This is a genomic window from Ruegeria sp. D4 (assembly GCF_056534475.1).
The window spans coordinates 353552-366645 of record NZ_JBQFPJ010000001.1; the positions used below are offsets into that span (position 1 = coordinate 353552).

Here is a 13094-nt window from a genome sequence, read left to right on the forward strand (position 1 = left end):
CCGATGAATTTGATCGGGAAAGGCAACGGGGTTCGTCGGTGACAGTAGAGAAAGCTCCTCCTCCTCGTCTGGAGATTCGCAATCTGGTCGCGCGCTATGACGGTCAGGTCGTGGTGGATAACGTCTCGCTGACGGTGCAGGCAGGGCAGGTAACATGTCTGCTGGGACCGTCCGGCTGTGGTAAGTCCACCACGCTGCGCATGATCGCCGGGGTCGAGATGCAGGACTCGGGCGAGATCTACGTCGACGGCAAGCTGATCTGCGACACGGTTTTCCGTGTCCCGCCGGAACGGCGCGAGATCGGGTTGATGTTCCAGGATTTTGCCCTGTTTCCCCATCTGAGCGTGGCGGACAACGTTGCGTTCGGTTTGAAAGGCCGGAAAGAGGAAAAACGCGCCCGGGTCGAGGAACTGCTGACCAAGGTCGATCTGATGCGGTTCATCGATGGGTATCCGCATCACCTGTCAGGTGGTGAGCAGCAACGCGTGGCGCTGGCCCGCGCGCTGGCACCGCGCCCGCGCATCATGTTGATGGACGAGCCTTTTTCGGGCCTCGACAATCGTTTGCGCGATGGCATCCGAGATGAGACGCTGGCCATCCTCAAGGAAGAAGACGCGGCGGTGGTGCTTGTAACGCACGAGCCCGAAGAGGCGATGCGTATGGCCGATGAGATTGCCCTGATGCGCCGCGGCAAGATCATACAACAGGGCGCGCCGTATAACGTGTATACGCGTCCGGCAGACAAGGCGGCTGTTGCTTTTTTCAGCGATGTCAACGTGTTGCGTTCGCAGGTGAACGGAGCTTTGGCGGAAACGCCTTTCGGGCAGTTTCTGGCGCCGGGTGTCCCGGATGGCACCGATGTCGAGATAGTGTTTCGACCACAGCATGTGCGACTGGACTTCGACCGGGGCGGCAAGGGGCCGCTGCCGACGCACACGGATGGGGTTGCTGCGCGTGGGGTGGTGCAGCGCGCGCGCTTTCTGGGCAATGAAAGCCTTGTCGAGTTTGAGATGGATCATGATGGCTCGACCCTAAAAGCCACTGTTCCGAATGTTTTTGTACCCAGCCCGGGTCGGGTCATGTGGCTGACGGTTCGCCGCAACCGGTGTTTCGTATTCCCAGTCTGAGGGGCTATGGCTCAGTTTAGTGCCAAGTGGTGCGTGAAAGCCGCAGATTGCGGACGTGCATTGCTTGCCGCAGCGTGGGGCTGGGTCTATCAAGGGCGAAACGCGGGGGTAATTCGGGCACATGCGTATTCTTCTGACCAACGATGACGGCATCAATGCGCCGGGATTGATCACGCTTGAGGCGATTGCAGCCGAACTGGCAGGGCCAGGCGGAGAGGTTTGGGTCGTTGCCCCGGCCTTCGAACAGTCTGGCGTTGGTCATTGCATCAGCTATACCCATCCCATGATGATCGCCAAAATGGGCGAGCGTCGCTTTGCCGCCGAAGGCTCGCCCGCTGACTGCGTTCTTGCGGGCCTGCATGATGTGATGAAGAACCAGCGGCCCGATCTGGTTTTGTCCGGCGTCAACCGGGGCAACAACTCGGCCGAGAACACGCTGTATTCCGGGACCATCGGCGGCGCGATGGAGGCGGCATTACAGGGCGTGCCTGCGATTGCCCTGTCGCAATATTTTGGCCCCAGGAATCTGGGCCTTGACGATCCGTTCGAGGCCGCTGGCCGGTTCGGCGCGGATCTTGTCCGGCGCATTCTGGATGCCACACCGCAAGAGCAGGGCGATTACCGGTTGTTCTACAACGTGAATTTCCCACCAGTGCCTGCGAATGAAGTGTTGGGCACCCGTGTCGCAGCGCAGGGGTATCGCCGGGACACATGCTTTTCGGTAGAACCGCACAGCTCGCCCTCGGGGCGGCAGTTCTTGTGGATCAAGGGCGGGTATCAGCATAACCCGACTGCTCCGGGGACCGACGCGGCGGTCAATCTGGAAGGCTACATCTCGGTCACGCCGATGCGGGCAGACCTGACGGCGCATGATACGCTGGAGGCGCTGAAGGCGATCGAATGAGCGGACTGAACCCTGAAACAACCATGCAGTTCCTGTTCGCCCTGCGTAAACGCGGGGTGACGGATGCGCGCGTTCTGGCGGCGATGGAACAGATCGACCGAGGCCGCTTCGTCAAGGGCCTGTTCGCGGAACGCGCCTATGAGGATACACCCCTGCCGATTGCATGTGGTCAGACGATCAGCCAGCCGTCGGTCGTGGGGCTTATGACGCAGGCGCTCGAGGTTCGACCAAGGGACACGGTTCTGGAGATAGGAACCGGCTCCGGCTACCAGGCGGCGATCCTGGCAAAGCTGGCGCGCCGGGTCTACACGGTTGAACGCCACAAGCGCCTGGTGCGCGAAACCGGTGAGTTGTTTCGTGAACTGGGCCTGACAAATGTGACGGCCATGCTGTCGGATGGATCGTATGGTTTGCCCGAACAGGCCCCGTTCGATCGGATCATTGTGACCGCCGCTGCGGAAGACCCGCCCGGGCCGCTCTTGGCGCAGCTTAAAATCGGCGGTATTATGGTGTTGCCGGTGGGCCAGTCGGATGCGGTTCAGACTCTGATCCGGGTCAGGCGAACCGAAACCGGGCTGGACTATGATGAATTGTTGCCTGTCCGTTTTGTGCCCTTGCTGGAAGGGCTTGGGAAGGATGGGGCGTAGTTGATATTTCCGATCTATGCGCCGGAACCCCGGAAAACAGGGGCAGGCGTTGAGGACAGCATGATGAGAGCAGTTTCCAAATCAGCAATGCGCCGGTGCGCCCTTGGAGCGACGGCATTGGTAATCCTTGCCGGGTGCGAGGGGCCATTGGACTATGACCTGCGGGGCAATGTAGGCGGATTTTCGACCGCCGATGCGGCGCTGGCGGCCACGGGCAATCGTCCGGCTCCTGACGCGCGTGGGGTCATCACCTATCCCAACTATCAGGTCGCGGTGGCCCGCGGCGGCGATACCGTCAATGACGTGGCCGCACGTGTTGGGCTGCCTCCGTTGGAACTAGCCCGGTTCAACGGTTTGAATGTCACTGACCCTCTGCGCGATGGCGAAGTTCTGGCGCTGCCGCGTTCGGTTGGCGGCGGCAGCAACGTCGATATTGCAGCCCTGGCCGGGTCCGCCATTGATGAGGCTCCCGAGAGCGGGGGTGTTCAGACCACGACATTGGAGCCGGCAAAGCCTGTATCACCCACACCTGCACCGGTGGGGCCCGAACCGGTTCGGCACAAGGTCAAGCGTGGGGAAACGGCCTATACCATTTCGCGTTTGTATCAGGTGCCGGTGGAGTCCCTGGCGGAGTGGAACGGTCTTGGGTCCGATTTCACTGTGCGCGAGGGCCAGTACCTGCTGATCCCGGTCAAGGATCAGCCAGCGCCACGCAGGTCCGCGGCAGCGGCCACTACTGCAACGAATGTCACGCAGCCGGGGCAGGGATCTCCGACGCCAACACCCCCCAGTGCCACGCAGCCCTTGCCGGACGAAGAGGTTGCGCCATTGGCCGAAGCGCCTGATGTGACGGCGGAAGCGCCGACAAACACCAGCACCGCCGCCTTGTCCTTGCCGGTCAGCGGGACGATCATCCGCACGTTCGACAAGAACAAAAACAAGGGGATCGACATCGCCTCGAGTGCGGGTGCGCCGGTCAAGGCAGCTGATGCCGGGACTGTGGCTGCTGTGACGGAGGACGCAAATCAGGTTCCGATCGTACTGGTGAAGCACAGCAATGATCTGGTCACGATTTATGCCAATGTTGCCGACGTTGCCGTCAAGAAAGGCGACAGGGTCCGGAGAGGACAGCAAATCGCGGCTCTGCGTGGCGGTGACGAGGCCTATGTGCATTTTGAGGTGCGGCAGGGGTTCGAAGCCGTCGATCCTGAGCCTTACCTCAAGTGACGGAAATGGCCCGTTCCGGGCCATGCCTCCGGCGGGAGTATTTTGAAAAAGATGAAGCCGGTCAGTTGTGCGGGTCGTAGTCGCTGAGCCGTTTGCCGGGTTCGTCGGCGAAGATCTCGGGCATTGGCGTGACTGTTTCGATCAGATCGATTCGAAAGACGCGGAAACCGTCTCGCAACTCGCACCAGGCAGTGAGGGTCCATACTCGGCCCCAGTATTCCATGTGCAGCGGGCGGATCACTCGATCGGTCAGGACGCCGTCGATGCGGCGGTAGGACAGGCGCAGTTTCTGGCGTGATTTGATCGCGGCGCGGATCGGGGCCATATGCGCCAGTCCGCGCGCGGCGTCGGCAAAGGGGTAGACGGCGAACTTCCAGCTGTCGGCTTCGGCCACGACCTGAGTGGGCAGCACGGCGTCGATTTTGTCGGCCAGTGATTCAGCAGCGGATTTAAGGTCGGGATCGGCCGCCTCGGCCACAATCGCCATGCCGAGGTTCAGCGCCTCGAGTTCAGCGGGGGTCAGGTTCAACGGAGGCAGGGTGATCTGCTCGCGCACCATATAGCCGACGCCGCGTTCGCCCTCGACCGGAACGCCCGAGGCGACCAGCGTGTCCATGTCGCGATAGATGGTGCGGACCGACACCTCGAGCCGGTCCGCGATGTCCTGCGCGCGGTGCAGTTTGCCGTCGCGCAGGATCTGGATGATGTCGAACAGGCGGTCAGAGCGGCGCATGACGCACCGTCCTGACCTGCCTCAGGCGGTCATGTTCCATAACACATTCTCGTGGCGCATCTGGATGCTTTCGGGGTTGATGGCAGCCATCAGGCCCGCGCAAAAATCCTGCTGCGGGAACTGCGCTGCGGCATCCTTGGCCGCCTTCATGTCTGTCCAGATCACGTAATCCGTCCAGCGGCCATCCTCACCCTGGCTCAGTTGGCGATGGGCAAATCCGGGGGCCGCGCGGACAAATGCCTCGGACGCCTGGCTGAGTTTCACGAACTCTTCCGGGGTGGTTCCGTTGGCAAGGGTAAAGGTGACGATTTCAGCAACATGGGTCATTTGATTCTCCGTTGACCAGGTTTCAATGCCCTCTGCCTAGCCCTTTACAACTGACATAAACCTGTCAGTTGAGAATTGCGAGTCCGCAAAAAACGCGCCACCGGTTCACATTTATGCGCGGAATTGACCTGCCTCACTTTTGCAGAGCGCTTTGCAGGCGTAGACACGGACCCAGTTCACATTTCCGGCGCGTGGCGCCGACGTAAGAGGAGAAAAGACATGCTCAACAATATCGGTCTTCCCGGCCTTCTGCTGATTGCCGTCGTGGTGCTGGTGCTGTTTGGCCGCGGCAAAATCAGCTCGCTGATGGGCGAAGTGGGCAAAGGCATCACCGCGTTCAAGAAAGGCGTCAAGGACGGAACGGAAGAGATTGAACAGGACGCGTCCGAGCTGGCCAAGGATGTCACGCCCGAGACCGAGAAAGACAAGGTCTAAGCGCGGATGTTTGATCTGGGCTGGACCGAGCTTCTTGTCATCGGCATCGTTGCGCTGATCGTGGTGGGGCCCAAAGACCTGCCGGTTCTGTTTCGCAATGTCGGTCGATTCGTCGGCAAGGCGCGCGGTATGGCGCGTGAGTTTTCCAGCGCCATGAACGAAGCGGCGGACCAGGCAGGTGTGAACGAGATCAAGAAGGGTCTGAATGCCGCTGCCAATCCTGTCAACACCGCCATGGACGGGGTAAAGCAGGCCGCGCAGGATATGGCCAAAAGCATGGATCCGACCAAGTTCGACCCGGACAGCGAAACCGGCAAACTGGCTGCTGAAAGGGCGGAACAGGCCAAGAAGATACAGGCCGCAACAGCTCGCGCCGCCGCCGACCGCAAGGCGAAAGAAGCCGCAGACGCGTTGGCCAAGGCAGAAGAGGCGGAAGCGGCGCTGAACACTGAAAGCAAGACATGACCAAGACCGACGAGATCGAAGATACCTCGGCCCCATTGATCGAGCATCTGGCGGAGCTGCGCACCCGGTTGATCCATTGCGTGGTGGCGTTTCTGATCGGTATGATCATCTGCTTTACGGTGGCCACGCCGATCTTCAACTTTCTGACGCAGCCACTGTGCGAGGTATTGACCGAGCGTGGACAGGATTGCGGGCTGATCTTCATATCGCCGCAGGAAGGGTTCTTTGTCGCCATCAAGGTCTCGTTGCTGGGCGGTTTCATGCTGGCTTTTCCCTATATCGGGATGCAGATGTGGCGGTTCGTGGCGCCCGGCCTCTATCGGTCGGAAAAGAACGCCTTTCTGCCATTCATGCTGGCGTCGCCCTTCATGTTTCTGCTGGGGGCAAGCTTTGCCTTCTACGTGGTCACACCTTTGGCCTATGACTTTTTCCTGGGCTTCCAGCAGTTCGGGGCGGAAGGCGAAGCGGTGGCCGACGGAACAAACGCAGCGCCGCTGAGTGTGGTGTTCCAGGGCTCAGCGCAGGAATACCTGAACCTGACGATCAAGTTCATCGTGGCCTTTGGCCTGTGCTTCCAGTTGCCGGTTCTGCTGACCCTGATGGGCAAGGCCGGGCTGGTCAGCGCCGAGGGGCTGGGAGCGGTACGCAAATACGCGGTCGTTGGCATTCTGGTGCTGGCCGCCATCGTGACACCGCCGGACGTGATCACTCAGATCATCCTGTTCGTCGTGGTCTACGGGTTGTACGAGATTTCGATCTTCCTGGTGGCTCGGGTCGAGAAAAAGCGCGAAGAGCAATTGCGCGCCGATGGCTACTATGACGACGAAGAAGAAGCAGACGAAGAGATCGTAAAGGAAGAAGACGCCAGGTAAATCTGCTGAAAGTATTGGATCAGGCGCGCCGGTTTCTGGCGCGCCTTTTTCTTGCCGACCCTTGTTGCGCCCGGGCGAACATGGTTTGACACAGGCAGAGATGACCGGAGGAGCCGATGGACGACCAAGCCCTGAACCGTATCGCCGACGCGCTGGAGCGTATGGTACCTGCACCGCTGGCCGCGCCCGATTTCGCCGTGGCATCGGCATTTGTCTGGCATGTTGAGCCGGATCGCCTGACGCCGGTCGAGCAGGTCAACAGGGTCGATCTGGATCTGCTGGTGGGGATCAACCGCTCTCGCGACACGCTTCTGGACAACACGCGCCGTTTCGCTGCAGGATTCAAGGCCAACAACGCTTTGCTGTGGGGGGCACGGGGAATGGGGAAATCCAGCCTCGTCAAAGCTGTGCACGGCACTTTGCAGGATGAGCATCCGGATCTCAAACTGGTGGAATTGCAGCGCGAAGACATGGGCTCGGTCGCGCGTCTTCTGAACCATCTGCGGACCGCGCCTTACCGGTTCATTCTGTTCTGCGACGACCTGTCGTTCAGCCATGATGACCAACACTACAAGTCGCTAAAGGCGGTGCTGGATGGTGGTATCGAGGGCCGCCCCGAGAACGTGGTGTTCTATGCCACCTCGAACCGTCGCCATTTGATGCCACGTGACATGATCGAGAACGAACGCTCAAGCGCCATCAACCCCTCCGAAGCGGTCGAGGAAAAGGTTTCCCTGTCGGACCGGTTCGGCCTGTGGCTGGGTTTCCATCCCTGTGATCAGGATGAGTATCTGGCGATGATCGACCAATACTGCGCCGCCTACGGCGTTTCGGTCGATGCTCAGATCCTTCGGGCCGAAGCCATTGAATGGCAGGCCACGCGTGGCGCAAGGTCCGGTCGCGTGGCCTGGCAGTTCTTCGTCGATCTGGCCGGGCGCAGCGGCGTTCATATCGCCTGACCCGCTCGCTTCATCTGGCCAAAAATATCCCCGCCGGAGGCATGGCCCGTCAGGGCCATTCCTATAGCAGCGCCAGAATACGCGCGGCCTCGTCCGCTGTGCTGGTCAAGGCTTCGCGGTCTTCACCGGGGTGGAAGCGGGCGCGCACGGCGGTTGGCATTGGCGCAGGATCCACAATGGAAACTCGCGGTCCTGTCCGTTCGGTTTCGGCCGCCCAACTGCGGGCCAGCGCCATCTGCGCGGCCTTGGTTGCGCCGTAGATGCCAAAGAACTTCTCGCCCGCCTTGGGGTCGTCAAAGAACACGGCGTGGCCGGCTTCGCCCAGTAGCGGCGCGATGTATGGGATCAGCACCGAGGTTGCGTTGGCGTTGGTGTTCACCGCCTTGGTCCATTCCTTGGGGTCGATGAAATGCGCAGGTGTCAGGGCCGAGGTGTGGATTGCGGTGTGCAGCCAAAGATCGACCTTGCCCCAGCGCTCGTGAATGCCCCGGCACAGGGTCGCCATGGCGTTAGGATCGGCAATATCCATCGGCGCCAGAGTGGCGCTGCCGCCCTTGGCCTTGATGCGGTCGTCCAGTTCCTCAAGCCCGCCCGTGGTGCGGGCAACGGCAACAATGTGGTGTTCGGGTGCCAACGCTTCGGCCAGAGCGGCACCCAGCCCGCGCGAGGCCCCGGTGATGAGGGCGATTTTGGTCTGATCAGTCATGGTTGCGGTTTGGACCCGTGCGCGCAGGGCGTCAAGTCGCGATCACGAGCCGGGAATGGCAATCCGGTGCGTTTGGCCGCTTTGTCGCAGCATGACGCCGTCTTCATCAATCGCAACAATAGTGCCCGAAGCCACTCGGCTGCCGGTCTTGACTTCTTTTACGCGGCCCGAAGACATCCGCATCAATGCGCGCATATTCGTAGAGGGGCCAAAGACCCCAAGGAGGGAAACAGATCCCTTTTTCAGCGCACCCTTCTGGGTGGCTGCGGCCTTCACTTTGGAGTTCGACATAAGCTCTGGCCGGGCAGGGCCCGGCCCCTGTTATCGGGTGGTGGTTGGCGTGCGCCTACCAAATGCGTTCGACGAACAAAAGCCCGGTCGTACGTGGCGATACGGGCAAGTGATCACGCTGGCAGGAACTGGTTGGATTCACGCAGCGTTCGCCGCCGGGTTGTGAGCGGAAACCCACTCATACATAGCATTCGGGCGGTGGGTTGGTTCGAATCGTGCGGTCGGATCGCTTCAGTTGGCGCCGTTCAGCCAGACGCCAGCTTGGCTGCGTTCCACGACCCGCCGACAACCATCATGTCCTGTTTCTTCTGGCTGACCCGGCTGCTGTTTTCGAGGCTTTCAAGATATTCCTCGCTGACACTTCCGGTTGGGTAATTGCCGTCAAAACACGAGCAGTCGAATTGCTTGATCTCGGGGTTGCCTTCTTTCGCGGCCCAGATCAGGTCATCCAGTTCCTGATAGAAAAGCGCGTCTGCGCCCAGTTCCTGGCGGATTTCCTCAATGGTTTTGCCGTTGGCGATCAGTTCATGCTTGGTCGGCATGTCAATGCCGTAGACATTCGGGTATTTGACCGGGGGCGAGGCGCTGGCGACGTACACCTTTTTGGCGCCGGCCTCGCGGCACATCTGGACGATTTTCTTGATCGTGTTGCCGCGCACGATCGAATCGTCGATCAGCAGAACGTTCTGGTCCTCGAACTCAAGCGGAATGGCATTTAGCTTGCGGCGCACGGATTTCTGCCGTTCCTGCTGGCCAGGCATGATGAATGTGCGCCCGACATAGCGGTTTTTGACCAGACCTTCGCGATAGGGAATGCCGGTGATCTTGGCGGCCTCGAGCGCGACGGGGCGTGCGCTGTCCGGCACGGGGATGATGCGATCAATCTCAAGACCGGCAGCCTCGATCTGGCGGGCCAGCGTTTGGCCCATGCGCATCTGTGTTTTGTAGACCGAGACGCCGTCCAATAGCGAATCCGGCCGTGCAAGGTAGACGTATTCGAAGATACAGGGGGTCAGTTGGCCCTCAACCGCCTGGAACGCGTGCATGTTTCCTTCCAGATCGATCAGGATCGCCTCACCGGGTTTCACGTCACGCAGCTTGTCAAAGCCGTTGATGCCGAATGCCACGTCTTCGGACGCAAAGGCATAGTCGTCGCCATCTCCGTCCACATCGCGTTTGGCAACGGACAAGGGGCGGATTCCATAGGGATCGCGGAACGCCAGCATCCCGACGCCGGCTACCAGACAGATCACCGAATAGGCACCCTGAACCCGCTCCATCGTCATCTTTACGCCGGCAAAGATATTGCGAATGGGCTCGGCATTGCCGTTGACCTTGATGGCATCGGCCACCTTGTCGGCCAGAACATTCAGCAGGATTTCCGAGTCGGATGTGGTGCGCAGGTGGCGGCTGTATTTGCCGGTGACCTTCTCGCGCTGTTCTGCGGTGTTGGTGATGTTGCCGTTATGAACAAGATAGATGCCGTAAGGCGCGTTCACGAAGAACGGTTGCGCCTCGGCCGCGCTGAGCGAACCTGCCGTGGGATAGCGGACATGACCAATACCGGTTTTCCCCAGAAGGGTTTCGGCGTCTTGCGCGTTGAAGACGTCCTTGACCAGCCCGTTCGCCTTCTTTTCACGAAAGTACTCACCGTTATATGTGACGATGCCCGAGGCGTCCTGACCCCGGTGCTGCAGCATCAGCAGCCCGTCATAGATTTCCGCAAAGACATCATGTGTCCTGCTTGCGATCCCCAAAATCCCACACATGTACGGGCTCCAATTCCTATGACGTTCTTGTGGTGAGTGTTCTCAATGGCCGGAACCGGAGTATTTGCCGGATGGTATTTGTACCCGTTGTCGCCAGTTTATAGAACGGCAAAGTCGCGCCATCGCAAAAAGGGCAAGCGCGAAAGAAAACAGATACAGCAAGACCGGCAGCTCCGATTCCATGTCGGTTTGGGTTCCACATAATACCTAACGGCGCGTGTGTCATCTAACGATCACAATCGCGATTTGCCGCAGGCCAATATTTGTCTGAATTCACGCGGAAGATGACATTTTTTCCGACTTATGCTGTCATGCGAACAATGCCGACCGTTAAGGCGGTTTGTTACCGGACTGGATGTTACCTATGTGGCAGCATAAGCCAAAGGCCAAGGAAGCGGCCCCAGCAAAGCGCCGATGTCACCGATGCCGGGGCATGGGACGCGCGCCATGCCAGATCTGCAACGGTGCCGGAGAAGTGGTCAAAAGCCGCGATATCCTTGGCAAACCGATCTCAAGCAGATGCGACGGATGTTTTGGGCTAAAAACGATCCGATGCACGGTCTGCGGCGGCGAGGGGTTTGTCTGAGACCCGCAAACAAAAAAGGCCCGGGCATTGCCGGGCCTGTCTGCAAACTCAACTGATAAGGCGTATCAACCTTCCGAGTTGCCCGCGGTGCAGCTGGCGACCAGTTCTTCATACTGGGTCGTAACCCAACCTAAGGCCGCCTCGGGGTTTTGCTCTTCGATCTTGCCACTGAACTGTTCGAAGACTTTGGCCGAGCGGCTTTCGTCAACGATGGTATAGCTTTGGCCGGTCATCACCGTGTCGTAGACAAAGAAGGCGATGGCCACCAGCAGAATGCCGCGCGCGATGCCGAAGAAAAAACCGAGCGCCTGATCCAGGCCGCCAAGCGCCGAGCGCTGGACCAGCGATGAAAACAGCGGCGTGAAGATGCTGACCACGATCAGTGCGATGGCAAAGACACCCGCAAAGCCGGTGATCACTGACAATTCGCAGCTGTCGCGCAGGAAGTCTCCGACGACCGGGATTTCCTTGACCAGCGGAACGGCCTGTGGTGCGAAGATAAAGGCCAGAACTGCGGCGGCGACCCAACCGGCGATGGCCATAACCTCGCGCATGAAGCCGCGCGAATAGGCCAGAATGCCCGACAGCACGACGATCAGGGCGACTACCCCGTCAATTATTGTAAAACCTTCCATGGCCCTCGCCTGTTCGTTTTCTGCCCCTCGGGGCGCGACTTTAACCTGCTCCGAAGGTTTCGCCAACAAACCCGACCAAATCAGAGGGTCGGGAGAGTGTCAGACCTGCCACAGTGCCGGTTTTGCCACCTGCCGGAGCAATTGCCGCCGTGAAACCAAGTTTTTGCGCTTCTTTCAACCTGTTTTCGGTCTGCGGGGCCGGTCTAAGTGCCCCGGAAAGCGAGATTTCTCCGAAAACGACCGTGTCGGCGGGCAGGGCCGTGTCCTCACGCGCGCTGAGCAGTGCTGCGGCCACGGCCAGATCGGCGGCGGGTTCGCTGACTTTCAGCCCGCCTGCCACGTTCAGGTAAACATCGAGACCGGCAAAGGGGATACCACATCGGGCTTCAAGCACGGCGAGGATCATCGCAAGCCTTCCGCTGTCCCACCCGACGACAGTGCGGCGGGGCTGGGAATGCGGCGAGGGCGCGACGAGGGCCTGCAATTCCACCAGCACGGGCCGGGTGCCTTCGATCCCGGCAAAGACGGCCGAGCCTGGGCTGGGTGTGCCACGTTCCGACAGGAACAGGGCCGAGGGGTTCGTGACCTGTGCCAGCCCTTTGCCGGTCATTTCGAACACTCCGATTTCGTCGGCGGGGCCAAAGCGGTTCTTGACCGCGCGCAGGATGCGGAACTGATGGCCACGCTCGCCTTCGAAATACAGCACCGTGTCGACCATATGCTCGACCACGCGGGGACCGGCGATCTGGCCTTCCTTGGTGACATGGCCAACCATGATGATCGAGACCCCGTGGCGCTTTGCAAAGGTCGTCAGCTCGTGGGCCGCGGCGCGGACCTGTGACACTGAACCGGGGGCGCTGTCGACATTGTCGGCCCACATGGTCTGGATCGAGTCGATGATGGCGAGGCCCGGCTTTTCTGTTTCCAGCGTCGTCAGGATGTCGCGCAGGTTGGTTTCAGCGGCGAGTTGCACGGGGGCGTCTTCCAGCCCCAGACGGCGCGCGCGCATGCGGACCTGCGCGCTGGCTTCTTCGCCCGAGACATAGATCGTCTTAACGCCTGCCCGGGCAAATCTGGCCGCTGCCTGCAACAGCAGGGTGGATTTGCCGATGCCGGGGTCGCCGCCGACCAACAGGGCCGAGGCAGGCACAAGACCGCCGCCCAACACCCGGTCCAGTTCCTCGACGCCGCACAGGGTGCGCGGCGGGGGTGTTTCCTCGGTCGACAGGTCGGAAAGCGCTACGGCCTGTCCACGCTTGCCGCCCAGCGATTTCTTCGCCGGGCCGGCGGAAAGGGGCGCTTCCTGAGTGATGGTGTTCCATTCACCGCAGGCGTCACATCGTCCGGACCAGCGGGAATGCGACGCGCCGCAGGCGTTGCAGGAGAAAGAAGTCGTTTTAGCCATGGCGCA

Annotated in this window: 15 protein-coding genes; 8 read left to right on the forward strand and 7 right to left on the reverse strand. The window is 60.4% G+C overall.

Translation table 11 applies throughout. The features are described 5' to 3' along the window. The first annotated feature begins 38 nt into the window (after window positions 1–38). The 4 genes from ACR0MI_RS01790 to ACR0MI_RS01805 all read left to right on the forward strand — a co-directional run bounded on the left by ACR0MI_RS01790 (window position 39) and on the right by ACR0MI_RS01805 (window position 3905). Entirely contained in the window at window positions 39–1127 is a 1089-nt protein-coding gene (locus ACR0MI_RS01790; protein WP_170610664.1) for an ABC transporter ATP-binding protein, read from the forward strand. 121 nt (window positions 1128–1248) lie between these two features. Further along, window positions 1249–2031, forward strand: coding sequence for a 5'/3'-nucleotidase SurE (surE, locus tag ACR0MI_RS01795; RefSeq protein WP_170610667.1), 783 nt, complete (start codon window positions 1249–1251; stop codon window positions 2029–2031). Beyond that, window positions 2028–2678, forward strand: a complete 651-nt coding sequence (locus ACR0MI_RS01800; protein WP_170610670.1) for a protein-L-isoaspartate(D-aspartate) O-methyltransferase — start codon at window positions 2028–2030, stop codon at window positions 2676–2678. The genes surE and ACR0MI_RS01800 overlap by 4 nt, the downstream gene beginning before the upstream one ends. 63 nt (window positions 2679–2741) lie before the next feature. Then, window positions 2742–3905, forward strand: coding sequence for a M23 family metallopeptidase (locus ACR0MI_RS01805; RefSeq protein WP_170610969.1), 1164 nt, complete (start codon window positions 2742–2744; stop codon window positions 3903–3905). Window positions 3906–3966: 61 nt separating this feature from the next. On the opposite strand, the gene ACR0MI_RS01810 is transcribed toward ACR0MI_RS01805, so the two are convergent. Beyond that, complete coding sequence (locus ACR0MI_RS01810) at window positions 3967–4638, reverse strand: helix-turn-helix transcriptional regulator (protein WP_170610673.1); 672 nt, start codon at window positions 4636–4638, stop codon at window positions 3967–3969. 21 nt (window positions 4639–4659) lie between these two features. Continuing rightward, the gene (locus ACR0MI_RS01815) at window positions 4660–4965 is read right to left on the reverse strand and encodes a hypothetical protein (protein ID WP_170610676.1); all 306 of its coding nucleotides are present in this window, start codon (window positions 4963–4965) and stop codon (window positions 4660–4662) included. A gap of 219 nt (window positions 4966–5184) precedes the next feature. Between ACR0MI_RS01815 and ACR0MI_RS01820 the strand changes: the two genes are divergently transcribed. From ACR0MI_RS01820 to ACR0MI_RS01835, 4 genes are all read left to right on the forward strand, one after another. Next, window positions 5185–5400: a twin-arginine translocase TatA/TatE family subunit gene (locus ACR0MI_RS01820; protein ID WP_170610679.1), complete on the forward strand. Its 216-nt coding sequence runs from the start codon at window positions 5185–5187 to the stop codon at window positions 5398–5400. A gap of 6 nt (window positions 5401–5406) precedes the next feature. Next, the gene (gene tatB / locus ACR0MI_RS01825) at window positions 5407–5865 is read left to right on the forward strand and encodes a Sec-independent protein translocase protein TatB (protein WP_170610681.1); all 459 of its coding nucleotides are present in this window, start codon (window positions 5407–5409) and stop codon (window positions 5863–5865) included. Further along, window positions 5862–6737, forward strand: a complete 876-nt coding sequence (gene tatC / locus ACR0MI_RS01830) for a twin-arginine translocase subunit TatC (RefSeq protein WP_170610684.1) — start codon at window positions 5862–5864, stop codon at window positions 6735–6737. Before tatB ends, tatC begins: the two co-directional genes overlap by 4 nt. Window positions 6738–6853: 116 nt before the next feature. Next, window positions 6854–7696 carry an ATP-binding protein gene (locus tag ACR0MI_RS01835; RefSeq protein WP_170816571.1) on the forward strand — a complete coding sequence of 281 codons (843 nt, stop codon included), beginning with the start codon at window positions 6854–6856 and terminating at the stop codon, window positions 7694–7696. 61 nt (window positions 7697–7757) lie between these two features. Here the strand turns inward: ACR0MI_RS01835 and ACR0MI_RS01840 are convergent, their stop codons facing one another. The 5 genes from ACR0MI_RS01840 to radA all read right to left on the reverse strand — a co-directional run bounded on the left by ACR0MI_RS01840 (window position 7758) and on the right by radA (window position 13088). After that, the gene (locus tag ACR0MI_RS01840) at window positions 7758–8402 is read right to left on the reverse strand and encodes an SDR family NAD(P)-dependent oxidoreductase (protein ID WP_480853480.1); all 645 of its coding nucleotides are present in this window, start codon (window positions 8400–8402) and stop codon (window positions 7758–7760) included. A 42-nt stretch (window positions 8403–8444) separates the two neighbouring features. Continuing rightward, window positions 8445–8693, reverse strand: coding sequence for a hypothetical protein (locus ACR0MI_RS01845; RefSeq protein WP_170610692.1), 249 nt, complete (start codon window positions 8691–8693; stop codon window positions 8445–8447). Window positions 8694–8938: 245 nt separating this feature from the next. Continuing rightward, window positions 8939–10462 carry an amidophosphoribosyltransferase gene (gene purF / locus ACR0MI_RS01850; RefSeq protein WP_170610695.1) on the reverse strand — a complete coding sequence of 508 codons (1524 nt, stop codon included), beginning with the start codon at window positions 10460–10462 and terminating at the stop codon, window positions 8939–8941. Window positions 10463–11113: 651 nt separating this feature from the next. Next, window positions 11114–11683: a CvpA family protein gene (locus tag ACR0MI_RS01855; RefSeq protein ID WP_170610697.1), complete on the reverse strand. Its 570-nt coding sequence runs from the start codon at window positions 11681–11683 to the stop codon at window positions 11114–11116. 40 nt (window positions 11684–11723) lie between these two features. Continuing rightward, a complete protein-coding gene (gene radA / locus ACR0MI_RS01860) occupies window positions 11724–13088 on the reverse strand; it encodes a DNA repair protein RadA (protein ID WP_170816570.1) in 1365 nt (454 codons plus the stop codon). Window positions 13089–13094 lie beyond the last annotated feature (6 nt).

What these genes read in the sequence shown, in the direction of transcription:
- radA (WP_170816570.1), bottom strand. Translation starts at nt 13,088, where the DNA reads ATGGCTAAAACGACTTCTTTCTCCTGCAACGCCTGCGGCGCGTCGCAT.
- ACR0MI_RS01805 (WP_170610969.1), top strand. Translation starts at nt 2,742, where the DNA reads ATGAGAGCAGTTTCCAAATCAGCAATGCGCCGGTGCGCCCTTGGAGCG.
- ACR0MI_RS01840 (WP_480853480.1), bottom strand. Translation starts at nt 8,402, where the DNA reads ATGACTGATCAGACCAAAATCGCCCTCATCACCGGGGCCTCGCGCGGG.
- ACR0MI_RS01835 (WP_170816571.1), top strand. Translation starts at nt 6,854, where the DNA reads ATGGACGACCAAGCCCTGAACCGTATCGCCGACGCGCTGGAGCGTATG.
- ACR0MI_RS01820 (WP_170610679.1), top strand. Translation starts at nt 5,185, where the DNA reads ATGCTCAACAATATCGGTCTTCCCGGCCTTCTGCTGATTGCCGTCGTG.
- surE (WP_170610667.1), top strand. Translation starts at nt 1,249, where the DNA reads ATGCGTATTCTTCTGACCAACGATGACGGCATCAATGCGCCGGGATTG.
- tatB (WP_170610681.1), top strand. Translation starts at nt 5,407, where the DNA reads ATGTTTGATCTGGGCTGGACCGAGCTTCTTGTCATCGGCATCGTTGCG.
- ACR0MI_RS01810 (WP_170610673.1), bottom strand. Translation starts at nt 4,638, where the DNA reads ATGCGCCGCTCTGACCGCCTGTTCGACATCATCCAGATCCTGCGCGAC.
- ACR0MI_RS01845 (WP_170610692.1), bottom strand. Translation starts at nt 8,693, where the DNA reads ATGTCGAACTCCAAAGTGAAGGCCGCAGCCACCCAGAAGGGTGCGCTG.
- ACR0MI_RS01800 (WP_170610670.1), top strand. Translation starts at nt 2,028, where the DNA reads ATGAGCGGACTGAACCCTGAAACAACCATGCAGTTCCTGTTCGCCCTG.
- ACR0MI_RS01855 (WP_170610697.1), bottom strand. Translation starts at nt 11,683, where the DNA reads ATGGAAGGTTTTACAATAATTGACGGGGTAGTCGCCCTGATCGTCGTG.
- tatC (WP_170610684.1), top strand. Translation starts at nt 5,862, where the DNA reads ATGACCAAGACCGACGAGATCGAAGATACCTCGGCCCCATTGATCGAG.
- purF (WP_170610695.1), bottom strand. Translation starts at nt 10,462, where the DNA reads ATGTGTGGGATTTTGGGGATCGCAAGCAGGACACATGATGTCTTTGCG.
- ACR0MI_RS01815 (WP_170610676.1), bottom strand. Translation starts at nt 4,965, where the DNA reads ATGACCCATGTTGCTGAAATCGTCACCTTTACCCTTGCCAACGGAACC.